The 23501-nt window shown below is 61.0% G+C and carries 21 protein-coding genes and 1 pseudogene; 11 read left to right on the forward strand and 11 right to left on the reverse strand.

Annotated features, from left to right (window positions below; genetic code table 11):
- The first annotated feature begins 8 nt into the window (after positions 1-8).
- A complete protein-coding gene (locus ACIO0C_RS23290) occupies positions 9-614 on the forward strand; it encodes a PolC-type DNA polymerase III (protein ID WP_401315524.1) in 606 nt (201 codons plus the stop codon).
- Between the two features lie 129 nt (positions 615-743).
- Here ACIO0C_RS23290 and ACIO0C_RS23295 read toward each other — a convergent pair whose 3' ends face one another.
- Complete coding sequence (locus ACIO0C_RS23295; protein WP_401315526.1) at positions 744-1196, reverse strand: Lrp/AsnC family transcriptional regulator; 453 nt, start codon at positions 1194-1196, stop codon at positions 744-746.
- Between the two features lie 165 nt (positions 1197-1361).
- On the opposite strand from ACIO0C_RS23295, the gene yedA reads away from it, so the two are divergent.
- Both yedA and ACIO0C_RS23305 read left to right on the forward strand, forming a co-directional pair.
- Positions 1362-2291 carry a drug/metabolite exporter YedA gene (yedA, locus tag ACIO0C_RS23300; protein ID WP_401315527.1) on the forward strand — a complete coding sequence of 310 codons (930 nt, stop codon included), beginning with the start codon at positions 1362-1364 and terminating at the stop codon, positions 2289-2291.
- A 65-nt stretch (positions 2292-2356) separates the two neighbouring features.
- On the forward strand, positions 2357-3694 hold the full coding sequence (locus ACIO0C_RS23305) for a DEAD/DEAH box helicase (RefSeq protein ID WP_056855722.1): 1338 nt from the start codon (positions 2357-2359) through the stop codon (positions 3692-3694).
- A 106-nt stretch (positions 3695-3800) separates the two neighbouring features.
- Here ACIO0C_RS23305 and ACIO0C_RS23310 read toward each other — a convergent pair whose 3' ends face one another.
- A complete protein-coding gene (locus ACIO0C_RS23310; RefSeq protein ID WP_401315528.1) occupies positions 3801-5042 on the reverse strand; it encodes a TIGR03862 family flavoprotein in 1242 nt (413 codons plus the stop codon).
- Between the two features lie 189 nt (positions 5043-5231).
- Positions 5232-6152 (reverse strand): histone deacetylase, encoded by a 921-nt coding sequence (locus tag ACIO0C_RS23315; protein ID WP_401315530.1) that lies wholly within the window; start codon positions 6150-6152, stop codon positions 5232-5234.
- Positions 6153-6229: 77 nt separating this feature from the next.
- Here ACIO0C_RS23315 and ACIO0C_RS23320 point away from each other — a divergent pair, with 77 nt between their 5' ends.
- The 3 genes from ACIO0C_RS23320 to ACIO0C_RS23330 all read left to right on the forward strand — a co-directional run bounded on the left by ACIO0C_RS23320 (position 6230) and on the right by ACIO0C_RS23330 (position 8364).
- Complete coding sequence (locus ACIO0C_RS23320) at positions 6230-6799, forward strand: GNAT family N-acetyltransferase (protein WP_401315532.1); 570 nt, start codon at positions 6230-6232, stop codon at positions 6797-6799.
- A gap of 105 nt (positions 6800-6904) precedes the next feature.
- Positions 6905-7774 (forward strand): acyl-CoA thioesterase II, encoded by an 870-nt coding sequence (gene tesB / locus ACIO0C_RS23325; protein WP_272603648.1) that lies wholly within the window; start codon positions 6905-6907, stop codon positions 7772-7774.
- Positions 7771-8364: an HAD family hydrolase gene (locus ACIO0C_RS23330; protein WP_401315535.1), complete on the forward strand. Its 594-nt coding sequence runs from the start codon at positions 7771-7773 to the stop codon at positions 8362-8364. The genes tesB and ACIO0C_RS23330 overlap by 4 nt, the downstream gene beginning before the upstream one ends.
- Before the next feature lie 36 nt (positions 8365-8400).
- On the opposite strand, the gene ACIO0C_RS23335 is transcribed toward ACIO0C_RS23330, so the two are convergent.
- From ACIO0C_RS23335 to ACIO0C_RS23355, 5 genes are all read right to left on the reverse strand, one after another.
- Entirely contained in the window at positions 8401-9357 is a 957-nt protein-coding gene (locus ACIO0C_RS23335) for an alpha/beta fold hydrolase (protein WP_401315536.1), read from the reverse strand.
- Complete coding sequence (locus tag ACIO0C_RS23340; RefSeq protein WP_401315538.1) at positions 9358-10251, reverse strand: neutral zinc metallopeptidase; 894 nt, start codon at positions 10249-10251, stop codon at positions 9358-9360.
- A gap of 148 nt (positions 10252-10399) precedes the next feature.
- Positions 10400-11269, reverse strand: coding sequence for a neutral zinc metallopeptidase (locus ACIO0C_RS23345; RefSeq protein WP_401315540.1), 870 nt, complete (start codon positions 11267-11269; stop codon positions 10400-10402).
- 149 nt (positions 11270-11418) lie between these two features.
- Positions 11419-12252 (reverse strand): aldo/keto reductase, encoded by an 834-nt coding sequence (locus tag ACIO0C_RS23350; RefSeq protein ID WP_401315542.1) that lies wholly within the window; start codon positions 12250-12252, stop codon positions 11419-11421.
- Positions 12236-13984: an FAD-dependent oxidoreductase gene (locus ACIO0C_RS23355; protein ID WP_401315543.1), complete on the reverse strand. Its 1749-nt coding sequence runs from the start codon at positions 13982-13984 to the stop codon at positions 12236-12238. The genes ACIO0C_RS23350 and ACIO0C_RS23355 overlap by 17 nt, the downstream gene beginning before the upstream one ends.
- 176 nt (positions 13985-14160) lie before the next feature.
- Between ACIO0C_RS23355 and ACIO0C_RS23360 the strand changes: the two genes are divergently transcribed.
- The 4 genes from ACIO0C_RS23360 to ACIO0C_RS23375 all read left to right on the forward strand — a co-directional run bounded on the left by ACIO0C_RS23360 (position 14161) and on the right by ACIO0C_RS23375 (position 17884).
- Positions 14161-14937, forward strand: coding sequence for an IclR family transcriptional regulator (locus tag ACIO0C_RS23360; protein WP_401315544.1), 777 nt, complete (start codon positions 14161-14163; stop codon positions 14935-14937).
- Positions 14938-15089: 152 nt separating this feature from the next.
- The gene (locus tag ACIO0C_RS23365) at positions 15090-16148 is read left to right on the forward strand and encodes a Gfo/Idh/MocA family protein (protein ID WP_401315545.1); all 1059 of its coding nucleotides are present in this window, start codon (positions 15090-15092) and stop codon (positions 16146-16148) included.
- Between the two features lie 2 nt (positions 16149-16150).
- On the forward strand, positions 16151-16969 hold the full coding sequence (locus ACIO0C_RS23370; protein ID WP_401315546.1) for a sugar phosphate isomerase/epimerase family protein: 819 nt from the start codon (positions 16151-16153) through the stop codon (positions 16967-16969).
- Positions 16970-17005: 36 nt separating this feature from the next.
- A complete protein-coding gene (locus ACIO0C_RS23375; RefSeq protein ID WP_008066064.1) occupies positions 17006-17884 on the forward strand; it encodes a DMT family transporter in 879 nt (292 codons plus the stop codon).
- 6 nt (positions 17885-17890) lie between these two features.
- On the opposite strand, the gene ACIO0C_RS23380 is transcribed toward ACIO0C_RS23375, so the two are convergent.
- The 3 genes and pseudogenes from ACIO0C_RS23380 to ACIO0C_RS23390 all read right to left on the reverse strand — a co-directional run bounded on the left by ACIO0C_RS23380 (position 17891) and on the right by ACIO0C_RS23390 (position 20949).
- The gene (locus ACIO0C_RS23380) at positions 17891-18754 is read right to left on the reverse strand and encodes a methyl-accepting chemotaxis protein (RefSeq protein WP_401315576.1); all 864 of its coding nucleotides are present in this window, start codon (positions 18752-18754) and stop codon (positions 17891-17893) included.
- Positions 18746-19513, reverse strand: a pseudogene (locus tag ACIO0C_RS23385) (MCP four helix bundle domain-containing protein); the annotation flags it as partial. The gene ACIO0C_RS23380 and the pseudogene ACIO0C_RS23385, both read right to left, overlap by 9 nt.
- 98 nt (positions 19514-19611) lie before the next feature.
- On the reverse strand, positions 19612-20949 hold the full coding sequence (locus tag ACIO0C_RS23390; RefSeq protein WP_401315548.1) for an MFS transporter: 1338 nt from the start codon (positions 20947-20949) through the stop codon (positions 19612-19614).
- Positions 20950-21520: 571 nt separating this feature from the next.
- Between ACIO0C_RS23390 and quiC the strand changes: the two genes are divergently transcribed.
- Complete coding sequence (gene quiC, locus ACIO0C_RS23395; protein ID WP_401315550.1) at positions 21521-23422, forward strand: 3-dehydroshikimate dehydratase QuiC; 1902 nt, start codon at positions 21521-21523, stop codon at positions 23420-23422.
- Positions 23423-23501 lie beyond the last annotated feature (79 nt).

The following is a 23501-nucleotide window of genomic DNA, read 5'->3' on the forward strand; positions in this document are numbered from 1 at the left end:
AAACAGGTTTGGAACGCATAGCAGTCATCGACTTTGAAACCACCGGGATCTCTCCGAGCAGCAGTTGCCGGGCCACGGAAATTGCCGTGGTGATTCTTGAACAAGGGCGCATCGTCGAGCGTTACCAGAGCCTGATGAACGCCGGCGTGCGCGTCCCCGCCTTCATCGAACAACTGACCGGCATCAGCAACGCCATGCTTCGCACCGCGCCATCGGCCGAGCAGGTGATGAATGAGGTCAACGAGTTCGTCGGCACCACGCCACTGCTGGCCCACAACGCCGCGTTCGACCAGAAGTTCTGGGATTTCGAACTGGGGCGGATCAAACGCACGCGCCTGCAGAACTTTGCCTGCTCGTTGCTGCTGGCCCGGCGCCTGATGCCGGCGGCACCGAACCACAAGCTCGGCACCCTCACCACCTTCGCCAACCTGCCCCACACCGGCAAGGCTCACCGGGCCATGGCGGACGCCGAAATGGCGGCCAACCTGACGGTGCACCTGGCCGAAGAACTGCGGCACAAGCATGGCTTGAGCGAGCTGTCCCATGATCTGTTGTGCAAATTGCAGAAAGTGCCGGCAGCGAAGGTCAATGAGCATTTGAAGCGTTATCTATGATCGTTCCCACGCTCTGCGTGGGAACGCCTCAAGGGACGCTCCGCGTTCCAGCTCTGGAAAGGGACGCGGAGCGTCCCGGGCTGCATTCCCACGCAGAGCGTTGGAACGATCATCAATCGAGCAGAAGATCTATTTGCCATTCCCTTCCAGTTGCCCCAACGGCACCCGCTTTTCGATGGCACTCGACAACACGATCGACGTCTTGCTGAAGCCAAACGTGGCAATCCGGTTGATCAAGTCTTCCAGCTCCGGCATCGAACCCACTGCCGCCTGCATGATCACGCACGGATCTCCCGTCACGCGGTGGCACTCGGTTAACTGTGGGATCTTGATCAGGTCGTCGTAGGCTTTCTGATTGCCGTGCTGGTTCAAGCGCAGTTCGATGACACACTGGATCGGCAAGCCGAGCTTGGCCATGTCGACTTTCGCCTGGTAACCGGTAATCACGCCGCTGGATTCGAGCTTGGCCACGCGTTCTGCCACCGCCGGGGCGGAGAGGTTGACCTTGCGCGCCAGGTCCGCGTAGGAGGCGCGACCATTTTCCAGCAGGGCGCCGAGCAGCATGCGGTCGTACTTATCCATCGAGGCAACTCCTGAACATGGCGGACTTTCGAAAACACGGTTTATAGCGCCAAACTCCGTGTTTTGAAAAGTGTACCGGCGGTTTAAACAGGTTTTGTAACTTATTTTATCGCTTCAGCCTTTCTAGAATAGCCGTTCACCTGTCTTGCCCGTGAGCTGCCCACCATGCCTGGTCTACGTCGCTTTCCCTTACCGTTAATTGCTGCCTTTTTCGCGCTGTACGTGATCTGGGGCTCGACCTACCTGGTGATTCGCATCGGTGTGGAGTATTGGCCACCATTGCTGCTGGCGGGGATTCGCTTCGTCATCGCCGGGTCCTTGATGTATGCCTTCCTGCGCTGGCGCGGGGCGCCGGCACCGACCTGGGCACAATGGAAAGCCGCCGGGATCATCGGTGTGTTGCTGCTGGCGTGCGGCAACGGCGCCGTCAGCGTGGCCGAGCACACGGGTGTGGCTTCCGGCGTGGCCGCGTTGGCGGTGGCGACGGTGCCACTGTTTACCTTGCTCTGTGGCTATTTCTGGGGCGCGCGTAATACCCGTCTTGAATGGGCGGGCGTTGCGCTCGGGATGATCGGCATTGTCATGCTCAACCTCGGCTCCAACCTGCAATCGAGCCCGCTGGGTGCGGCGTTGCTGATCTTCGCCGCGGCCACCTGGGCATTCGGCTCGGTGTGGAGCAAACACTTGCCGTTGCCTCAAGGCGCAATGGCCAGTGCCGTGGAAATGCTGGTCGGCGGCGTGGTGTTGCTGATCGCTAGCGCAGTGAGCGGCGAACACCTGGAGAAGGTCCCGCCCATCGAGGGCTGGGCGGCGCTGGCGTACCTGACCGTGTTCGGTTCGATCATTGCCTTCAACGCCTATATGTATCTGCTCAAGCATGTGCGTCCGGCGGCGGCCACCAGTTATGCCTACGTCAACCCGGCGGTGGCCGTGTTGTTGGGGATCGTGTTTGTCGGTGAAACCATTGGCATCGAGGAAGCATTGGCCATGCTGGTGATCATCAGCGCCGTGGTGCTAATTGGCTTGCCGCAGTGGCGCCGCACACCGCAACGGTCAGTGGTGAAGGCCGTGCCGACAGAATCCCGTGTGAATTAGGGTAAACTGCGCGCCATTGCACTCTTGTTTCGCATACCCGCGCTGATTTTTCCTACGGTACTCCCATGACTTTCGCCACCCTTGGCCTGATCGAACCCTTGCTGCGCTCCCTTGAGACGCTCGGCTACCAGACTCCGACGCCGGTTCAGGCACAAGCCATTCCAGCGGTGCTGGCCGGTCGCGACCTGATGGCCGCCGCCCAGACCGGCACCGGCAAGACCGCCGGTTTCGCCTTGCCGCTCCTGCAACTGCTTGCCATGGAAGGGCCGAAAGTCACTGCCAACTCGGTGCGTGCACTGATTCTGGTGCCGACCCGAGAGCTGGCCGAGCAGGTTCACGAAGCGGTGCGCCAGTACGCCGAAAACCTGCCGCTGCGCACCTATGCCGTATACGGCGGTGTCAGTATCAACCCGCAAATGATGAAGCTGCGCAGCGGCGTCGACCTGTTGGTGGCGACCCCGGGCCGTTTGCTCGACCTGTTCCGCCAGAACGCACTGAAGTTCAATCAGCTGCAAACCCTGGTGCTGGACGAGGCCGATCGCATGCTCGACCTGGGTTTCTCCGAGGAACTGGCGAATATCTATAGGGCACTGCCGAAGAAGCGCCAGACGCTGCTGTTCTCTGCCACTTTCTCCGACGACATTCGCCTGCTGGCCGGGCAGATGCTCAATGACCCGCTGAGCATCGAAGTCAGCCCGCGCAACGTCGCCGCCAATACGGTCAAGCAATGGATCGTGACGGTCGACAAGAAGCGCAAGCCGGAGCTGTTCGTGCACTTGATGCGTAAGGGCAAGTGGAAGCAGGTGCTGGTGTTCGCCAAGACCCGCAACGGCGTGGACGCGCTGGTGGAAAAACTCCAGGGCCTGGGCATCAACGCCGATGGCATCCACGGCGACAAACCCCAGGCGACCCGTCAGCGAGCACTTGACCGATTTAAGGCCAGCGAAGTGCAGATCCTGGTCGCCACCGACGTCGCGGCCCGAGGCCTGGATATTGAAGACCTGCCATTGGTGGTCAATTTCGATTTGCCGATCGTGGCCGAGGATTACATCCATCGCATCGGTCGCACCGGTCGTGCCGGTTCGACCGGCGAGGCGATTTCCCTGGTGTGCGCCGATGAAGTGAATCTGCTGTCGGCCATCGAGATGTTGACCCGCCAGACGCTCAAGCGTCAGAACGAGCCGGACTTCGAGCCAGAGCATCGCGTGCCGGACACCGATGCCAGTGGTCAGGTGATCAAGAAGCCGAAGAAACCGAAGAAGCCCAAAGCGTCGGGTGGTGGCGGTAAACGCAATCTTGGCAAGTGGGTCGACAGCGGGGAAGTTGCGCCAGCGGAGCCTTCGATCAAGCCTGTGCGCAAGGTACCGGTGTTCAACACTGGGCCGCGTAAGCGTAAGCCATAATATTCGCGGCGCCTGTTAGGCTGCCATCGCGAGCAGGCTCGCTCCTACATGTGGAATGCATTTTCCTGTAGGAGTGAGCCTGCTCGCGATTGACGCACCTCGGTCTTCAGCCCTTGAGCTGCAACCACTCAACCATTCCAAGTCCGGCCGCACGCCCACTGGCGAAACAAGCCGTTAGCAGATAACCACCCGTTGGCGCTTCCCAATCGAGCATTTCCCCTGCACAGAAAACCCCAGGCATTTGCTTGAGCATCAACCGTTCATCCATTGCTTCAAACAACACACCACCGGCACTGCTGATGGCTTCGTCCAGCGGACGGGTTTTCACCAGTGTCATTGGAAGCGCCTTGATCGCTTTGGCCAGCAATGCCATGTCGGTAAAGGTGTCGGCAGATGTCAGCTCTCGCAACAACGCCGCTTTCACCCCATCGATGCCCAACTGACTGTGCAAATGTTTAGCCATTGAACGTGAGCCGCGCGGCTTGCTCAAGGCAGCCTGGATTTTATCCACAGGTCGGCCGGGCAGAAGATCGAGATGAATGGTCGCCGAACCGTGCTGGTTGAGCGCTTCACGGATCGGTGCCGACAAGGCGTAGATCAGGCTCCCTTCAATCCCGGTCGCGGTGATCACACATTCACCCAGCCTTGGCACGTCATCATTGAGGCCTATGGCAATGTTTTTCAGCGGCGCGCCGGCGAATTTGCTGATCATCAAATCGCTCCAGGCCTGCACCTCGAAGCCGCAATTGCTCGGTTGCAGCGGCGCAAGTCCTACACCTTTGTTCTCCAGTGCCAGCATCCATGCGCCATCCGAACCCAGGCGCGACCAACTGCCGCCGCCGAGGGCCAGCAGGGTGGCATCGGCCTGGACGGTTTTTTCGCCGTCGGGGCTGTCGATGCGCAAACCGCCGTGATCGTCCCAACCGAGCCATCGATGACGGGTGTGGATAACTACACCGCTGTCGCGCAGGCGCTTGAGCCAGGCGCGCAGCAGGGGGGCAGCCTTCATGTCGGTGGGAAAGACCCGCCCGGAACTGCCGACAAAGGTGTCGATGCCGAGCTCATGAATCCATTGGCATAACGCATCGGCACCAAAGGCGCGTAATAGCGGGGCAATCTGTGGGGCCCGTTCGGCGTAACGCGAGAGGAACGCCGGGTAGGCCTCGGAGTGGGTGATGTTCATGCCGCCGACGCCGGCCAGGAGGAATTTTCGCCCCACCGAAGGCATGCCGTCGTACAGGTCGACCTTGATCCCGGCCTGGCTCAATACCTCAGCCGCCATCAGACCGGCGGGGCCGCCGCCGATGATGGCGACAGTAGTAGGGGAGGAGGCGGAGTGCTGGGTCATGGCGTGCGCTGCGGTTCTGCGGAAGAGGGCGGGCATTCTAGCAGCCCCAACCCCGTGGAGCGGTGTATTCAAACGCTGATCAAAAAACAACCACTGCGCTGTAGCCTATACGGCACATGGCCTGCAGTCCCTTTCCCGCAGGTTATCCACAGGCGGCTCCACAGGCATTGTGGGTAAAGCATCCACAACTCAGTGACAGCCTGATGACTCCCAGACCCGCTGAGCGCTGTGATGGAGGATGCCATGACGGCGGGCGAGGGCTTGACGGTCCTTGCTGTAGCCGCCGCCGATCACGCCGACCACCGGGATATCGCGGCCCAGGCAATGGCGCATCACGTTTTCATCGCGAGCGGCGACACCGTTGTCGGTCAACTTCAGGTAACCCAATGCGTCATCTTTATGCACATCGACACCCGCGTCGTACAGCACCAGGTCCGGCTGATAGAGAGGCAAGAGGTAGTTGAGCGCATCGTCCACCACTTTCAGGTAATCGGCATCGCCCATGCCGTTGGGCAGCGGGATGTCCCAGTCACTTTCGGCTTTGCGTGCAGGAAAGTTCTTCTCGCAGTGCAGGGAAACGGTCACCGCTTCCGGTGTGTTGTGCAGAATGCGTGCAGTGCCGTCGCCCTGATGCACATCGCAGTCGAAGATCAGCACCCGATTGACCCGACCACTCTCCAGCAGGAAACGGCTAATCACCGCCAGGTCATTGAAGATGCAGAATCCGGCGGGGTAATCGTAATGCGCATGGTGGGTGCCGCCGGCCAGGTGGCAGGCCAGGCCATGCTCCAGCGCCTGCTCCGCCGCCAGCAGAGAACCGCCGACCGCGCGCACCGTGCGCCGGGCCAGGGCTTCGCTCCAGGGCAGGCCGAGGCGTCGCTGATCCTCGCGGGACAGATCGCCACACATGTAGCGCTCGATATACGAAGGGTCATGGGCGAGGGCGAGAATGTCCGGTGGGCATAACTGTGGGCGCAGCAGGTCGGCGTCGCGTGTCAGGCCACTGTCCACCAAGTGATCGCGCAGCAGGCGAAACTTGTCCATGGGGAAGCGGTGATCCGCCGGGAACTCGGGACTGTAGTCTTCGTGGTAGATCAACGGCAGAGGCATGATGATTTCGTAGGGCAATGAGTGAAGGATCCTACCAGCGTTGTAGACTGGCGGCATGGAATTGGGGGAGGGGGACGATGGAGCCGATACTCGAACTGGCGAGCGCGCGATTGCTGCTGCGACAGTGGCGTGATGAGGATTTGCCGGAATTTGCCGCGATGTGCGCCGATCCACAGGTCATGCGCTATTTTCCCGCACCCTTGAGTCGCATGGAAAGTGCGTCGTTGATTGGCAGGATTCGCGAGCACTTTGCTGAACATGGCTTTGGCCTCTGGGCGCTGGAGCGCAAAGACACCGGACAGTTCATCGGTTTTACCGGTCTGGGCGTGGTTGGTTTCGACGCGTCTTTCACCCCGGCCATTGAAATCGGCTGGCGCCTGGCCCGCGAGCACTGGGGCCTGGGATATGCCAGCGAAGCGGCATGGACCGCTCTGCGTTGCGGCTTTGATCGCCTGGTACTGAATGAAATCGTGTCCTTTACCACGGTCAGCAACCTGCCGTCGCAGAAAGTCATGCAGGCGATCGGCATGCATCACGATCCGGCCGATGACTTCGATCACCCCAGGCTTGCCCTCGATCATCCCCTGCGCCACCACGTGCTGTATCGCATCAGCCGTGAACAATGGCTGCAAACCTTGCATGGATAACCTGGCACGGACGTTTACAATGGCCCCTATATTGGCACGGGCCAGATACTGAATCGACCGACGCAGCCAGGACTGCGCGGCATTGCGTTGTGTGAGGAGAGCTGAATGAGCCAAGTGTTGGATGATCTGGTCGACCTGCTGAGCCTGGAATCGATCGAAGAAAACCTGTTCCGTGGCCGCAGCCAGGACTTGGGGTTTCGTCAGCTGTTCGGTGGCCAGGTGCTAGGTCAGTCGCTGTCGGCGGCCAGTCAGACTGTTGAAGAGACGCGCCACGTGCATTCGCTGCATGGCTATTTCCTGCGCCCGGGCGACGCCAAGTTGCCAGTGGTTTACTCCGTGGACCGTGTGCGCGACGGCGGCAGTTTCAGCACGCGCCGTGTCACGGCGATCCAGAAGGGCCAGCCGATCTTTACTTGCAGCGCCTCGTTCCAGTACGACGAAGCAGGTTTCCAGCACCAGACACAAATGCCGCAAGTGGTCGGACCGGAAAACCTGCCGTCTGAACTGGAACTGACCCAGCAACGCGCTCACCTGATCCCCGAGCACATGCGTGAAAAACTGCTGTGTCCGAAACCGATCGAATTCCGCCCCGTCACCGAGGAAGATCCCTACAACCCGAAAGCCAGCGATCCGGTCAAATACGTCTGGTTTCGCGCCGACGGCGCCTTGGCCGACTCCCCGGCATTGCACAAGTATCTGCTGGCCTACGCGTCGGACTTCGGCTTGCTGACCACCTCGATGTTGCCCCACGGCAAATCGGTCTGGCACAAGGACATGCAGGTCGCCAGCCTTGATCACGCGTTGTGGTTCCACGCGGACCTGCGTGCCGATGACTGGTTGCTGTATGCGATGGACAGCCCATGGGCCGGCAATTCCCGCGGGTTTTCCCGTGGCAGCGTGTTCAACCGCGCCGGGCAACTGGTGGCCTCGGTCACCCAGGAAGGCCTGATTCGCCATCGCAAGGATTGGGCATGAGCCTGGCCGACATTCGGCACTGGGTGTTCGACATGGACGGCACCCTGACGGTGGCTGTGCATGATTTCGCGGCGATTCGCGTGGCGTTGGCGATCCCGGCTGAAGCCGACATCCTCACGCATCTGGCGGCACTACCGGTCGATGAAGCCAGCGCCAAACATGCCTGGTTGCTCGAGCACGAACGCGATCTGGCGCTGGGCTCGAAACCGGCACCGGGGGCTGTGGAGCTGGTGCGTGAATTGACTGGCCGCGGTTATCGCCTGGGCATTCTTACGCGCAATGCCCGGGAACTGGCGCATGTCACGCTGGAAGCGATCGGCCTGGCCGACTGCTTTGCGGTAGACGATGTGCTGGGCCGCGACGAGGCGCCGCCGAAGCCGCATCCTGGCGGATTGCTGAAACTGGCCGAAGCCTGGAAGGTGTCGGCCAGCGAGATGGTGATGGTCGGTGATTACCGGTTTGACCTGGATTGCGGGCGTGCGGCGGGAGCGCGGACGGTGTTGGTCAACCTGCCGGATAATCCTTGGCCGGAGTTGACCGATTGGCATGCGGCCGATTGTGTCGAATTGCGGCAGATGCTGTCGGTTTGATTTTCAAGAGCAAAAGATCGCAGCCTTCGACAACTCCTACTGGAACAACGCCTGCTGCCCTTGGGGCGACGTAAACATCGCTTCCCCGTTATGCCCGACCCCGGGCACTTCGATCAGTTGCTGCTGTAACCCTTGCGGTTGCAGCCGCTTCAAGTAAGCGAAGTAGTAGCGCCCCCGGGCCAATCGATACGGCCCCTGGGCCTTTGCCTCACAGGTTTTATCCAGCGCCGGATGGTTCGGGTCGACGTCCTGCTGGCCCAGCAGATAAACGATGTCGCGCTTGAGGTACTTTTCCTGCAGCAGCGCGGCGGTTTGTCCTTCTGCGTAGGCTGGCAAATCCGCCAGCCCGTACTTCCAGCGGTTGAATTGCGGACAGCCCGCATGGCTGAAGGCCACGGGCCGACGCTCATCGAAGTAGGTGTAGGAAGATGGGTTGGCGATCACATAGCGCAACTGCACGCCGGCGGCTTCCAGGGCCGGCTTGTCGTGGCCCAGCAAGGCGTAGCGCTGAACCACCTGGGCGCCTCCCGAGTGACCGGCAATGACGATTTGCTTCAAGTCCGGAAACTGCTGACGATCACCCAGGCGGGCGATGATTTCGTCCAGCGCATCAAAGGAGCTCAGACGAAAGGGTGCGCTGGATTCACCGCCAGCCATCCACTCATTGCCCGGCCAGCGCAAGACGGTGTCCGCCACCGGGTGCTGCGCAACGTCGGTTTCATTGAGAAATTGCGGGGCGATCACCAGGGTCGTAGCGCTTTGCCCGGCCAGTTCGACTGCGCGTTTGCCGCTTTGAAGATAGGTTTGCGCATTGCGCAAGCGGCCATGGACGATGATCAATACCCGCTCGATTTTTGCCGGGGCCGAGCTGATGCCCACCGCTATTTCACCGGATTTCAACAGCAGGCGCCCGGGGCTGATTTCCTTGACCCCGTGCTCGGCCGCTTGGGACGTTGCACAGGTGAACAGTACGACTAACCACCACTTCTTCATTTACAAATTTTTCGCCGCAAAGGTATCGCACTGGCCAACCTGGCCCTGAGCGAATCCGGTTTTGAACCAGCGCACCCGTTGCGCTGACGTACCATGGGTAAACGAGTCCGGCACCACACGGCCCTGACCTTGTTGCTGCAAGCGATCGTCGCCAATGGCGTTCGCCGCGTTCAGCGCTTCTTCAATATCGCCCGGCTCCAGCCAGTTCAGGCGCCTCTGCGCATTGTTGGCCCAGACTCCGGCCAGGCAGTCGGCTTGCAGTTCCTGACGCACCAGCAAACCGCCATCGCCCTCCATCTGCCGACCTTGCTGGCGAGCGGCTTGAATCTTTGCCGAAACACCGAGCAAGGTTTGTACGTGGTGTCCGACTTCGTGAGCGATCACATAGGCCTGGGCGAAATCGCCTGCGGCAGCAAAGCGCTGGGACATCTCCTGGAAGAAGGCCATGTCCAGATAAACCTTCTGGTCTGCAGGGCAATAGAAGGGGCCGGTCGCCGATGTCGCCAGTCCGCAGGCCGAATTGACCCGGTTGCTGAACAATACCAGGGTCGGATCCTTATATTGCCGGTCCGCCTGCTGGAAAATCTGGCGCCAGGTATCCTCGGTATCACCCAGGATCGAGCGGACGAACTCGGCCCCTTCATCGTTGGCCGGTGGCGCCTGGCGCGTCTGGGAGGTGGTCGGCGCCGATTGTTCACCCATCTGCCCGGTCAGTTGTCCGAGGATCTGCATCGGGTCCTGGCCGGTGATCCAGCCGATGCCCACGATCAGCAGGATCGCCGTCAGGCTCAGACCCTTGCCGCCACCAAAGCGCATCCCGCCACCACCGCCGCCGACCTCATCGCCACGGGCATCGACCACGTTGTCGCTGCGTCGGCCTTTTTTCCATAGCATGTGGGAATCCTCTGATGTTGCGGGTAAAGAACCGTGGGATGAGTGTTGCTGCTGAGTAGGACCGGCGCCAGTCCGGTCGTCAGACAGCCAGGAGCGGCAGCGGTTCTATCCAGGCGGCGACATCAGGGGATTCATTGACGGGCGGGTATCACAGCGCGTCCGCGGCGAAGGTGTCACAGGCCTCCGGCAGGCCTGTGACAAATCCTGTCTTGAACCAGCTCACGCGCTGCAGGGACGTACCGTGGCTGAAGGTCTCCGGCCGGATCTGGGCATTTCGCGATCCTTGCAACTGGTCGTCTCCGAACATTGCGGCGGCATTCAGGGCCGCTTCAATATCCCCCGGCTCCAGCCAGTCCAGGCGCTGTTGCGCATGGTGCGCCCAGACACCGGCCAGGCAATCGGCCTGCAACTCCGAACGCACTTCCAGCCCGCCATCGCCACTGACGGGTTGTTGCTCGAGCAAGGCTTTTTCGAACGGTTCGGAAAGGCCCAGCTCAAGCTGCACGTGATGCCCGATTTCGTGAGCGATGATGTAGGCGCGCGCGAAGTCACCGACCACTGAAAACTGCTGCTCAAGCGTGCGGAAAAATTCGAGGTCGAGGTACACCTGCCGATTGCCCGGGCAATAGAACGGGCCACTGCCGGAGCTGGCGAACCCACAGTCCGAAACCACACCATTGTTGAACAGTGTCAGAGTGGGATGTGGATATTGCCGGCCCATTTGCGCGAACAGTTGGTTCCAGGTGTCTTCCGTATCGCCCAGCACCGACTGGACAAACATCAACTGCAGATCTTCTTCAGGCTCGATCGAGGGTTGAGGGAGAGGGCGATCCAGGGTGTACGAGGGTTCGAGCGGAGTAACGTCTGCTGGCGTGTCCAGTGTCGAATAGAGCCCGGCGCTGGCCAGGGCGACGGCGGCCAGCCCAGCGGCCAGTGTTGTCCCTGTAAGCGTACGGGCATCCTTGCCCTCGCGTATGTCGTTCACGTTTTTGCTGCGTCTTGCCTTGTTCCATAGCATGTTGGCGGTCTCTCATAGATTGATGGGGCGCATGGCGCCGGGTCTATGAATAACCGCACTGGCAAAGGCGTGGGGGTGAAATGTGTAAGGTTTGGTAAGGCCACAGTCAGTGCGATGGATGTCGCACACCGAAAGTAGCCCTTTCGCCGTTATCGATCGAACGCGTCCCACACCGGCGCAAAGTCCGGACTGACCAGGCGCTCGCGCTTGGACAGGCCGGCGATCAGCGCACGGTCCTGATCATCCAGGTTGACGGTGAGTGCTGCCAGGTTGGCCAATTGGTTGGCCTCGCTGCTGGCCTTGGGGATAGCAGCCACGTTCGGTTGATCCAGCAGCCATTTGAGTGCGACCTGGGTCGGCAATACCCCGTGTTTGGCGGCGATCTGCTGGATAACCGGAACATCCGAAACCATGTTGCGTGCCAGCGGCGAATAAGCCGTCAGGGCCATATCGTGTTGACGGGCGTAGTCCAGCAGTGCGCTTTGTCCGAGCAGCACGTGGTACTCCACCTGAATGGCAGACAGCGGCGCGCCCAGTTCCTCGACCACGGTGCGCAGCAGGGGCAGCGGGAAATTCGCCACGCCGATATGGCGCGCCAGTCCCTGCTCCTTGAATGACATCAGGGTTTCGATCGTACGCGGCAAGTCCCAATCGGTGCTGGGCCAATGGATCATGAAGAGATCGATGTAATCGCTGTGCAAGGCCTTGAGGCTGCGATCCATGGAGTGGCGCATGGCGTCGGGTTGCAGCTGATCCCACCAGACCTTGCTGGTGACGTGGACCTGTTCGCGGGGTGTCGGACTGTTCAGCAGCGCTTGGCCGACAGCATCCTCGTTGTTGTAGGCCGCCGCGGTATCGATGTGGCGATAACCCAGCGCCAGGGCCTGTTCCACTGCTCGCGTGCACGCTTCACCGAGCATCGGCCAGGTGCCGAGGCCGAGCTTGGGCATGTTCAAACCCTGTGCGTTAACGATGTACGTCATGGTCGATCTCCTTTTCATAAGCAGTGATGCCGGCGATATGGCGCGCGGCGATGTAGCCGAACGTCAGCGCCGGCCCCAGGTTGATGCCGCCAGCGGGGTAGTGGCCGCCCATGATGCTGGCCATGTCGCCTCCCGCCGCATACAGGCCGGTGATGGCCTGGCCCGATTCGTCGAGGACCTGGGCGTGCTGATTGACCTTGAGTCCGGCAAAAGTGCCGAAACAGCCTGGTTCGACTTTGACGGCATAGAACGGTCCTTGCTCGATCGGCGCGACGCAGGGGTTGGGCTGCTGCAGCGCATCTCCCTGTTTGCGGTTGTAGGGCGTTGAGCCACGGCCGAACTGCGGGTCCTGGCCATTGCGCGCGTGGCGGTTGTAGTCCGACACGGTGGTGCGCAAGCCGACCGGGTCGATGCCGCAGGCCTGTGCCAATTCCTCCAGGGTCTTGCCGCTTTTCAGATAACCACTGCGGATAAAGGATGACAGCGGTACCGGAAACGGCCGGGATATACCCAGGCCATAACGTCGCTGGAAGCTATGGCTGCAGATCAGCCAGGAGGCCACTGCTTCGCCGGGCGGGGCGCTGGCGACCATGGCCGTCACGTAATCGTAGTAGCCGTTGGCTTCGTTGACGAAGCGCTGACCGTTGCTCAGCACCCCGATGATCCCAGGCTTGCCGCGCTCGATGATGTGCGGGAAGTGGCCGCTGCTGCCATCGCGGTATGGCACCCGCGAAACCGGTGCCCAGGCCACCGGCGATGCCTGGTCGGTGTCGACTTTGGCGCCAGCACTCTCGCCCAGCCGCAGGCCATCGCCAGACACGCCGAGGGGCGGCAGTGCCAGGTGTTCGTGACCGGTTGGCGTACGGGGGAAGAGGGACTTGCGCCGTTCGATGTCATTGGCGAAACCGCCGGCCGCGAGCACCACCGCCCGGCGTGCCTTGATGCGGATCGAACCTTTGGCGGTGCGAACCACCGCGCCTTGCACCTTGTTGTTCTCGCGCAACAACTCGGTGACCGGTGCCGACTCCCACAGCAACACGCCAAGATCGTCGGCGGATTTCGCCAGGCGCGCGACCAGCGCCACGCCATTGACCAGTTGCATCGCCCGGCCATGCACGACGAGGTCGAGCAAATGGCGGGTGAAGCGCTGTGTCACGTGCCAGGCCGCCGACAACGAACGGGTCAGGTTGAGAAACGCGGCAAGGTCTGCGCCCGCCATGATCGGCATGCCCATGAAGGAGGTTTCGCGCATGGTTTTGCGCAGGCGCTTGAGCAGCTTGCCGACGTTGCGCGCGTCATACGGTGCGGCGATTACCGAACGCCCACCGGTACCGGCGCCCGGTGTGTCGCCATGGATATCGGCAATCGCGTTGCCATCGGCAAATTGCAGCGAGGTGTGCTGTTCGAAGAACGCCACCATGCGCGGAGCGGCTTCAAGGAAGGCATCGATCATCTCTGGGTCATAGTGATCACCCAGTTCGTGTTTCAAGTAAGTGCGCGGTTGTTCAACGTCTTCGACGATGCCGGCCCGCCGCGCCAGGGGGTTGCACGGTACCCACGCCCAGCCGCCGGACCAGGCGGTGGCGCCGCCAAACACCGGGTCTTTTTCCACCACTATCACTTTCAGACCATGCCATGCAGCCGTGACAGCCGTTGCCAGGCCGGCCGCACCGGAGCCGACGATCAGCACATCGCAGTCGATGTCGGGAAGGCAGTACGGTTGGGCAGCCATGGCTTGAACTCCGGGTGTTTATTATTTTGGAATCTGATTCCAGAAAATATATGGGGCCGGAAGAGGACCGGCAAGTCGATGCTGCGTAAAGCGGGCGGTTATCGGACAGGCAGTTCCAGATTTCGCATTCCTCGAGTTGTCTTCTAGAATCGAGCAAATTTTGTGTGGATACCCCTATGGCCGGCAGTCAGATCGAACGTGTTTTCAGTGTGCTTGAAAGCCTCACCAGCGACCCTCGTGGCTTGCCGATGCAGGTATTGGCGGAGCAACTGGGCATCCCCAAAAGTGCCACCCACCGGCTGCTTGCCGAGCTGATCCGGCTTGGCTATGTGCGGCAGAATCCGGAGAACTTGCGTTATCACTTGTCGACCCGGCTGGTGGCGATGGGTTTCCGTTATCTGTCGAGCAGCGGTGCCGATATCGTGCAACCGGTGCTTGACCGACTGGCTCAGGAAACCGGCGAACTGGTGCGCCTGGGGGTCATAGAAAGCGAGCGCCAAACCTGGATCGCCAAGTCCCAGGGGGCTCGTTCCGGCCTGCGCTATGACCCGGACATGGGGCGGGATGCGCCGCTGTTCTACACCGCTTCCGGCCATGCCTGGCTGGCGAGCATGAGCGATGCCGAAGCCTTGTCGCTGGTGGAACGCCAGGCGGCTGACCGGCCGCTGGAGCTGGGCCCGAATGCCCCAAGGTCCAACATTGAATTGCTGGAACGCTTGCGTCTGGCGCGGGAGCAGGGCTACGCCTGTGTCGAGGAAAGTTCGGCGGTAGGCACTTCGGCGATTGCTGCGGTGGTGCGCCATCCCGGTGATGGCCGGGTGATCGGCGTGCTCAGCATTGCCGGGCCGAGTGCGCGGATGCCGGGCGCGCGGCTGCATGAGTTGGCGCCGATGTTGTTGGCGTTTACCGATGAGTTGTCGGCCGCAAGTCTGGCTTCAGAGCTATTTAGCTAAAGCCTCTACAAAACCCCTGTGGGAGCGGTGTTGAGCTTGCCAAAGTTGTGCGCTGTTCGAACACTTTCAATGCACGCTTGTGTAAGAATCTGGAACGTGGTTCTAAATTGTTGAAAATCATCTTCCAACAATAACCACAAGAGGACCGCTGCATGAGTTCGCCCCCCCTTCGAATAGCCCTTATCGGCACTGGCACCATGGGCCAGCAGCATTACCAGCATCTGAAAACCCTGACTGAAGCGACCTTGTGCGCAGTGGCCGACCCCGGTCCGCAAGCGCCGGGGCTCGCGATGGAATGGGGGGTGGGATATTTCGCCGATCATCGTCAGATGCTGGAGCGGGCGAAGCCTGAGGCCGTCATTATCGCCAACCCGAATGCGTTGCACGTCAGCACCGCGCTCGATTGCCTGGCTGCCGGCGTACCGGTGTTGCTGGAAAAGCCGGTGGGTGTGCACCTGGATGAGGCTCGTGAGCTGGTGGCTGCCTCGAAGTCGAGCGGCGTTGCGGTGTTGGTCGGCCATCATCGGCGCCACAATCCCTTGATCGTCCGCGCCCATGAACTTGTCCACAGCGGCGCGTTGGGCCGGTTAAGCACCGTCACCGCGCTCTGGCAATTGCGCAAACCCGATAGTTATTTCGAAACGGCCTGGCGCCGCGAGCCCGGTGCAGGCATGTTGTTGACCAACCTGATCCATGACCTCGACCTGCTCAGGCACCTGTGCGGCGAAGTTCGCCAGGTGCAGGCCATCACCAGTAACGCCGTGCGCGGGTTTGGCAACGAAGATTGCGCGGCCGTGCTGCTGCAATTCGACAACGGTGCGCTGGGCAGCCTGACCGGGTCCGATGCGGTGGCGGCGCCCTGGAGTTGGGAGCTGGGCTCCGGGGAGAACCCGGTATATCCACGCCAGGCCGACCAGCCGTGCTATTTGCTGGCGGGCACCGCAGGGGCGCTTAGCATCCCGCAGCTCAAGCACTGGCACTACGCGCAAGCGGACGGTGGCTGGCATCAACCCCTGGTCTCGACTGACGAGGCTTTCAGTGTCGATCAAGCGCTGCGCTTGCAGTTGCAGCACTTCGTGCGTGTTGCACGTGGGGAGGTCGCACCGCTCGTAAGTGCCGCCGATGCAGCCCGCACCCTGGCGCTGGTCGAGGCCATTCGCCAAGCCGCTGAAACCGGGCGCGCCTGCGCACCCGCCTTGATCGAGGATTGACCATGAGTGAACGAATCTTTTCCCTGGCCAGTCTGACCGTGCTGGAGTTATCACCGCCGGACATGGTCGAGGTCGCGGCGCGGGCCGGTTACAGCCATGTCGGTTTGCGCCTGGTGCCGGCGACGCCAGAGGAACACCATTTTGCACTGGTGGCCGATGATGATCTGCGGCGCCAGACCCTGGCACGTCTGCGCGATACCGGCATTCGAGTGTTGGATGTCGAGATCCTGCGGCTCAAACCCGACACCGTGGTTGCCGATTTCGAGCGGGTGCTGGCAGTGGGTGCCGAATTCGCTGCCAGTGAGTTGCTGGTGGCCGGTAACGACCCGGACGAGCAGCGGCTGACGGAAAATTTTGCCCGGCTGTGTGATCTGGCGGCGCCTTACGGACTGCATCCGCACCTGGAGTTCATGCCCTGGACCGACGCGCGCGATCTGCAGCAAGCCGTGCGCATCGTTGAAAAGGTCGAGCGTGAAAACGCGGCGGTATTGGTCGACGCCTTTCACTTCGATCGCTCTGGATCGCGGCTGGAAGATCTGGCCAGGGTTGCCCCCTCACGGTTACGGTATGCGCAGTTGTGTGACGTGGCGGGGCCCAGGCCGCAAGACATGGCAGAGATCTTGCGGCAGGCACGTAATGAACGGCGTTTTCCCGGTGATGGCGATTGTGATCTGCCGGGGCTGTTGCGGTGTTTGCCGGCTAACATTCCATTGAGCCTGGAGATACCCACCGTGCAACTGCTGGAGCAGGGCGTGAGTGGGCTGGACCGGGCGCAGATGGCATTGAGAAAAACCCGTGAATTGCTCGCGCGGCTGACCTAGGTCTCGCGAAGTTTTTGTTTTGAACAAGGAACCCCAATGACCGTCAGCACCCCGCTTTCCGGCGTCAATCAGCCCTTCAAAGGGATCCTGCTGATCGTTGTCGCAACCTTTCTGTTTTCCAGCCATGACGCCCTGTCGAAGTACCTTTCCGGGTTCTATCCGATTGTCATGGTGGTCTGGGCGCGTTATGTGGTGCATACCTTGCTGATGGCCGGGATATTCCTGCCGCAATCCGGGCTGCGCGTGCTGCGTACCAAGCGGCCGCTGCTGCAACTGGTTCGAGCGTTGTGCCTGCTGGGCACCAGCCTGTTTTTCACCACGGGGTTGATGTACATCCCGCTGGCCGAGGCAACGTCGGTCAACTTCCTCGCTCCGGTGCTGGTGACTGCGTTGTCGGTGCCGTTGCTGGGGGAGAAGGTCACCCGTGGCCAATGGCTGGCGGTGATTTGCGGTTTTATCGGGGTGCTGATCATCGTCCACCCCGGTGGTGATTTGTTCACCCCGGCGGTGTTGCTGCCGCTGTGCTCGGCATTGTTTTTCTGCTTCTACCAGTTGCTGACTCGCAAGCTCAGCGAGATCGACAGCCCGACCACCAGCAACTTCTTTGCCGGGCTGTGCAACACCCTGGTCATGAGTGCGCTGGTGCCGTTCTTCTGGCAGGTGCCTACCTTGCTGCACGGCGCAATGATGCTGGCGCTGGGCGCCTGCGGCATGACGGCGCATCTGTTCTTGACCCAGGCCTTCCGCCATGCGGCACCAGCCTTGCTGGCGCCCTTCAGCTATTGCCAGATCGTGTTTGCCGGCCTGCTGGGCTGGCTGCTGTTTTCCCACACGCCGACCCTGACCACCATCGTTGGGATCGCCATCATTTGCTGCAGTGGCCTGGCGGCGGCATGGCAACAAAGCCGCCGCTGAGCTCACTCAGAACCTGAAGCGCAGCACCAGGTTTTGCAGGCCTGCGGCCAATTGCGACAATTGCTGGCTGGTGGCGCTGGTGCGGGTCGAGGCGTCGGCACTTTGCAGTGACAGGTCGCGAATGTTCAGCAGATTCCTGTCCACCTCGCGGGCCACGGAGGCTTGCTCTTCCGAGGCACTGGCGATCACCAGGTTGCGCTCGTGGATCTGCTCCATGGCCCGGGTGATTTGCGCCAAGGCGATGCCGGCCTGTTCGGCGATCGACAGGGTCTGAGCGACGCGCTGACTGTTGCCGTGCATCGACAGCACCACACTCTCGGTATCGCCCTGGACCCGGCCGATCATCAGTTCGATTTCCCGGGTCGATTGCTGGGTGCGATGGGCCAGTGCGCGCACTTCATCGGCGACCACCGCAAAACCACGCCCGGCTTCCCCGGCCCGGGCCGCTTCGATCGCCGCGTTGAGAGCGAGCAGGTTGGTCTGCTCGGCGATGGCGCGAATCACGTCCAGCACCTTGCCGATTTCCCGGGATTGCTCGGCCAGGGTTTGCACCTGTTGCAGGGCTATGCCGGCATCGGCGCTCATGGCCTGAATCGAATCCAGTGTCTCGATGACGCGTGCCTGGCCTTGGCTGGCCTGCTGTGTCGACTGGCGCGTGCTGTCAGACGTCGAGACCGCATTGCGTGCGACTTCTTCCACGGCGACGGTCATCTCGTTGACCGCGGTGGCGGCTTGTTCGATTTCGTTGTGTTGCTGCTGCAGTCGCCCGGAGTCCTGATGAGTGCTCTGGTTCATTTGTTCGGCAGCTGCGTTCAGTTGGTTCGATGCGGCGCTGATCCGTTGCAGGGTGTCGCGCAGGCTGTTCTGCATGATCGACAGGGCGGTGAGCAAGCGCGCGGTTTCATCGCTGCCCTGGCTCTGTATCGGTGTGCCGAGGTCGCCGGCGGCGACTTGCTCGGCCACTTCCACGGCCTGGCGGATAGGCACCACGATGCTGCGAATCAACAACCAAGCGAGGAGAGCGGTCAGTAGCGACACGCCAAGCAAGGCCCCGATCACCGTGACCTTCACCTGGCCATAGAGTGTGTCGGCTTGCGCTGCGGACTGACTGACTTCATTGGCGGTGAGCGCCACGAGTTCGGCGAACTGGTCTCCGCTACGGGTCGAGTAATCCTGGATTTCGCCATTGAGCAGCGCGGTCATTTCTTCGAGGCGGTTTGCCTGCGACAGGCTTTCGTATCGCGTCAGCGCCTCACGGTAGCGGGTGACCGTCGCGACGAAATTTTCGTACGGCACCCGGTTGTAGTCGCCTACGAGCGGGGTGAATTTGTCCAGTGCCTGGGCAAGCCAGCCCTGCACTTGATGCAGGCGCGTGACGGTGGCGTCGAGCACCTTGGGCTCACGGTTCAACGCCATGCGCAGGCTGAGTACACGAATGCTCAGGACGTAGTCGCGGATTTCTCCCAGGTAGCGGGTACTGGGCAGGGAAACGTTTTCGGTGTGCTGGCCGGTGGCGCGGACTTCGGCAACTTGCTTGAGAGCGAACAGGCCTTGCAACAGGACCAGCAAGGCGATGAGGCCGAAGCTGATCACGGCGCGCTTGGCGATGCTCAGGTGACCTGACGGCATGGTTTGACCTCCTTGGCCGTGAACGAACAATCATGGATTCATGAAAAGCGGGCACAAAAAAAGCGCAGGCCCGAAACCGGGCCTGCGCCGAGGGAACATCAGCCTTCTACTTTCGGAATCTTGCGCGGGGCCATGAAGTACATCCAGATCAGCGCGATGAAGTACATCGCCGGGATCAGGGTGAACAGCACGGTGTAGTTGTTGTTGGTGACGGTGAGGATGTGGCCGACCAACTGGGTCATGAACATCCCGCCAATCGCAGCGCACATGCCGCCGAAGCCGAACACCGTACTCATCATGTGCTTGGGCGTGTAGTCCATCACCAGGCTCCAGATGTTCGCGGTCCAGGCCTGGTGCGCGCCGATGGCCAGGGAGATCGCGGCTACCGCCACCCACAGGTTGCTGGAGCCGGCCGCCATGATCACGCCGATGATGCAGCAGGCGAACAGGAACATGGATATCAGGCGCGCCTTGATCGGGTTGACGCCGCGACCGATCAGGAACGAGGACAGGATCCCGCCACCGACACTGCCGAAGTCGGCGGTGAGGTAGATGATGATCAGCGGAATGCCCATCTGGGTCACGTTGATGCCCAGGTTGTATTGCTGATTGAGGAACGGTGGCAGCCAGTACAGGTAGAACCAGAACACCGGCGCCGTGATCGAGTAGGCGAGGGCGAAGGCCCAGGTGCCGCGCATGCGCAGGATTTTCGAGAACGGTACGCGGGTTTGTTCCGGTTCCACTTCGTTCTGGATGTAGTCCAGTTCCGACTGTTTGACGCTTGGGTGATCTTCCGGGTTGAAGTACTTCAGGCCCCAGAACAGCAGCCAGATTCCGCCCAGTGCCGACATGCACATGAACGCAGCCTGCCAGCCCCAGACGTGGAGGATCAGCGGCAACAGCATCGGGGTGAACATCGCACCGACGTTGGTGCCGGCGTTGAAAATGCCGGTGGCCACGGCGCGCTCGCCGGCCGGGAACCACAGGCGCGTGGTTTTCACGCAGGCCGGGTAGTTGGCGGCTTCGGTCAGGCCGAGAATGAAGCGGCAGACCATGAAGCCGACCGCCGAAGTGGCCAGGCCGTGGGCGCCGGTCGCCAGGCTCCAGAGCAGCACGGCGCAGAAGAACACGCGTTTGACGCCAACCCGGTCGATCAAGCGGCCTTGTATCACGAAACCGATGGCATAGCCGACCTGGAACCAGAAGTTGATGTTGGCGTAGTCCATCGCCGTCCAGCTCATTTCCTTGGCCAGGATGGGCTGCATGACGCCGAGGGCGGCGCGGTCGATGTAGTTCAGGGTGGTGGCGAAAAACACCAGCGCCAGCATGCCCCAACGGGTTTTGCCGACAGCCATGGCGCCGCGGATTTTGTCGCCGATGCCGCCAGAGGCAGCGCTGATGGCCGGAGCCATGCGTGAGCTAGGTGTAGGATTCATGTGTGCCATCCGTTCAATGACTGACAAGCAAGGCTCGTCGGGACTTCAAGGGCGCGTGATCAATCGATGGCGATGGGCGCAGGACTGATCGGCTGGTTTCGTCGTGTGACGGTTTATTCAGCGAGCGGCACGGGAGTGCCGGCGGTGCGCAAGGTTCGGATGGACGCCAGGCAGGGCGTAATGACGGTAGTTCGAGTGAGCAAGGCGTTAAATGAGCGCATGAGCATATACCCGGTTTTTGAAATTTTTATGTGGTGTTCAGGGTCTTTGTGAACTGAGTCCGTCGGTTGATGACCGGACTCAATGTGGTGTTGATGTTGCGCATTGAGCAAAAAATCGTCAATTCGCCAAAGTCCATTGTGTTCGATAATCGCACAAAAAACTAACTGGGTAGTACACTTTGAATTGCTGTGTGGGATCGCGCAGCCAATAATTCATCTCAGATAAACGCGATCCTTTCAGGAGCACGGTTTGCCGGCGATGGCGGCCTTGAGATCGCCATCGCCGGCAAGCCGTGCTCCTAGCGTGCAATGCCCTAACAAGATTGCCTCCACCACCGGGAGTCGAAAAAATGCAGCGTTCCATTGCCACCGTGTCCTTGAGCGGTACCCTGCCGGAAAAACTCGAAGCCATTGCCGCCGCCGGTTTTGACGGCGTCGAAATTTTCGAGAACGACCTTCTCTACTACGACGGCAGCCCGCGGGAAATTAAACAGATGTGCGCCGATCTCGGGATCGCCATCACCCTGTTCCAACCGTTCCGGGATTTTGAAGGCTGCCGTCGTGACCGCTTGTCGCGCAATCTGGAACGGGCCGAGCGCAAGTTCGATCTGATGCAGGAACTGGGCACCGACCTGGTGCTGGTGTGCAGCAACGCCTCGGCCGACTCCATCGGTGATGAACAGATTTTAGTCGATGATTTGCGCCTGCTGGCTGAACACGCTGGCGCGCGCGGTCTGCGCATCGGTTACGAAGCACTGGCCTGGGGCCGGCATGTGAACACTTGGCAACAGGTGTGGAACATCGTTCGTCAGGCCGATCATCCGAGCCTCGGCGTGTTGCTCGACAGTTTCCATACGTTGTCGCTCAAGGGCGACCCGAGCGCTATCGCCGAGATTCCCGGCGACAAGATTTTCTTCGTGCAAATGGCCGATGCACCGATCCTGGCCATGGATGTGCTCGAGTGGAGCCGGCATTTCCGTTGCTTCCCGGGCCAGGGCGAATTCGATTTGCCTGGCTTCCTCGCGCCGATCATCAAGAGTGGTTACACCGGGCCGCTGTCGCTGGAGATCTTCAACGACGGTTTCCGTGCCGCGCCGCCACGGGCCAACGCTGCTGACGGTTTGCGCTCGTTGTTGTACCTGGAAGAAAAAACCCGCGAGCGCCTGGCCTGTGAGGCCAAGCCGACCGCCAACCCCGAAATTCTGTTCGAGACGCCGAAGGCCAGCGAATACAACGGCATCGAGTTTCTCGAATTTGCCGTGGACGAAAGCCTCGGCGCCAAGCTCTCCCATTGGCTGGAGCGGCTGGGTTTTGTCAAGGCCGGGCAGCATCGCTCCAAGAGCGTCAGCCTGCTGCGCCAGGGCGATATCAACCTGATCCTCAACTCCGAACCCTACTCATTCGGCCACAGTTTCTTCGAGGCGCATGGTCCATCGCTGTGCGCCACTGCCGTGCGCGTCAAGGACAGTGCCAGTGCGCTGGCCCGGGCGGTGGCCTACAAAGGCCAGCCGTATCGCGGATTGGTCGGTCCCAATGAACTGGAGCTGGCCGCCGTGCGCGCGCCGGATGGCAGCCTGATTTACCTCGTCGATCAGGACGCCGATGTCTATGGAACCGACTTCAACCTGGAGCCGGCCGCGGTGAGCAGCGGCGGCCTAAAACGCATCGACCACATGGCCATGGCGCTGCCCGCCGACAGCCTCGACAGTTGGGTGCTGTTCTACAAGAGCCTTCTCGATTTTGAAGCCGATGACGAAGTGGTTCTGCCCGATCCCTATGGTCTGGTGAAGAGCCGCGCGCTGCGTAGCCGTGACAGTTCGATCCGTCTGCCGCTGAATATTTCCGAAAACCGCAACACCGCCATTTCACATGCGTTGTCGAGCTATCGCGGTTCCGGCGTGCACCACATCGCGTTCGATTGCGACGATATCTTTGCCGAAGTCAGTCGCGCCAAAGCGGCGGGCGTACCGCTGCTGGATATTCCGCTCAACTACTACGATGACTTGGCGGCACGCTTCGATTTCGATGACGAATTCCTCAGCGAACTGGCCTATTACAACGTGCTGTACGACCGTGATGCCCAGGGCGGTGAACTGTTCCACGTGTACACCGAGCCGTTCGAAGGGCGTTTTTTCTTCGAGATCATTCAGCGCAAGAACGGTTATGCCGGTTACGGTGCGGCCAACGTGGCGGTGCGCCTGGCGGCCATGGCCAAATCCCGTAGCGGAGCCTTGCGTCAGGCAAAGTTGTAGGAAAATCGTAACTACGCCGACAAACCGCTGCCGCACAGCTTCCTTCACTGTGCGGCGCGGCTCATAATCGCCAGCCTGT

Source organism: Pseudomonas sp. NPDC087336, from assembly GCF_044744285.1.
Lineage (GTDB): Bacteria > Pseudomonadota > Gammaproteobacteria > Pseudomonadales > Pseudomonadaceae > Aquipseudomonas.

Excerpts from the sequence above, each read along its gene's own strand:
- ACIO0C_RS23295 (WP_401315526.1), bottom strand. The coding sequence starts at position 1,196 with ATGGATAAGTACGACCGCATGCTGCTCGGCGCCCTGCTGGAAAATGGT.
- yedA (WP_401315527.1), top strand. The coding sequence starts at position 1,362 with ATGCCTGGTCTACGTCGCTTTCCCTTACCGTTAATTGCTGCCTTTTTC.
- ACIO0C_RS23305 (WP_056855722.1), top strand. The coding sequence starts at position 2,357 with ATGACTTTCGCCACCCTTGGCCTGATCGAACCCTTGCTGCGCTCCCTT.
- ACIO0C_RS23310 (WP_401315528.1), bottom strand. The coding sequence starts at position 5,042 with ATGACCCAGCACTCCGCCTCCTCCCCTACTACTGTCGCCATCATCGGC.
- ACIO0C_RS23315 (WP_401315530.1), bottom strand. The coding sequence starts at position 6,152 with ATGCCTCTGCCGTTGATCTACCACGAAGACTACAGTCCCGAGTTCCCG.
- ACIO0C_RS23320 (WP_401315532.1), top strand. The coding sequence starts at position 6,230 with ATGGAGCCGATACTCGAACTGGCGAGCGCGCGATTGCTGCTGCGACAG.
- tesB (WP_272603648.1), top strand. The coding sequence starts at position 6,905 with ATGAGCCAAGTGTTGGATGATCTGGTCGACCTGCTGAGCCTGGAATCG.
- ACIO0C_RS23330 (WP_401315535.1), top strand. The coding sequence starts at position 7,771 with ATGAGCCTGGCCGACATTCGGCACTGGGTGTTCGACATGGACGGCACC.
- ACIO0C_RS23335 (WP_401315536.1), bottom strand. The coding sequence starts at position 9,357 with ATGAAGAAGTGGTGGTTAGTCGTACTGTTCACCTGTGCAACGTCCCAA.
- ACIO0C_RS23340 (WP_401315538.1), bottom strand. The coding sequence starts at position 10,251 with ATGCTATGGAAAAAAGGCCGACGCAGCGACAACGTGGTCGATGCCCGT.
- ACIO0C_RS23345 (WP_401315540.1), bottom strand. The coding sequence starts at position 11,269 with ATGCTATGGAACAAGGCAAGACGCAGCAAAAACGTGAACGACATACGC.
- ACIO0C_RS23350 (WP_401315542.1), bottom strand. The coding sequence starts at position 12,252 with ATGACGTACATCGTTAACGCACAGGGTTTGAACATGCCCAAGCTCGGC.
- ACIO0C_RS23355 (WP_401315543.1), bottom strand. The coding sequence starts at position 13,984 with ATGGCTGCCCAACCGTACTGCCTTCCCGACATCGACTGCGATGTGCTG.
- ACIO0C_RS23360 (WP_401315544.1), top strand. The coding sequence starts at position 14,161 with ATGGCCGGCAGTCAGATCGAACGTGTTTTCAGTGTGCTTGAAAGCCTC.
- ACIO0C_RS23365 (WP_401315545.1), top strand. The coding sequence starts at position 15,090 with ATGAGTTCGCCCCCCCTTCGAATAGCCCTTATCGGCACTGGCACCATG.
- ACIO0C_RS23370 (WP_401315546.1), top strand. The coding sequence starts at position 16,151 with ATGAGTGAACGAATCTTTTCCCTGGCCAGTCTGACCGTGCTGGAGTTA.
- ACIO0C_RS23375 (WP_008066064.1), top strand. The coding sequence starts at position 17,006 with ATGACCGTCAGCACCCCGCTTTCCGGCGTCAATCAGCCCTTCAAAGGG.
- ACIO0C_RS23380 (WP_401315576.1), bottom strand. The coding sequence starts at position 18,754 with ATGCAGAACAGCCTGCGCGACACCCTGCAACGGATCAGCGCCGCATCG.
- ACIO0C_RS23390 (WP_401315548.1), bottom strand. The coding sequence starts at position 20,949 with ATGAATCCTACACCTAGCTCACGCATGGCTCCGGCCATCAGCGCTGCC.
- quiC (WP_401315550.1), top strand. The coding sequence starts at position 21,521 with ATGCAGCGTTCCATTGCCACCGTGTCCTTGAGCGGTACCCTGCCGGAA.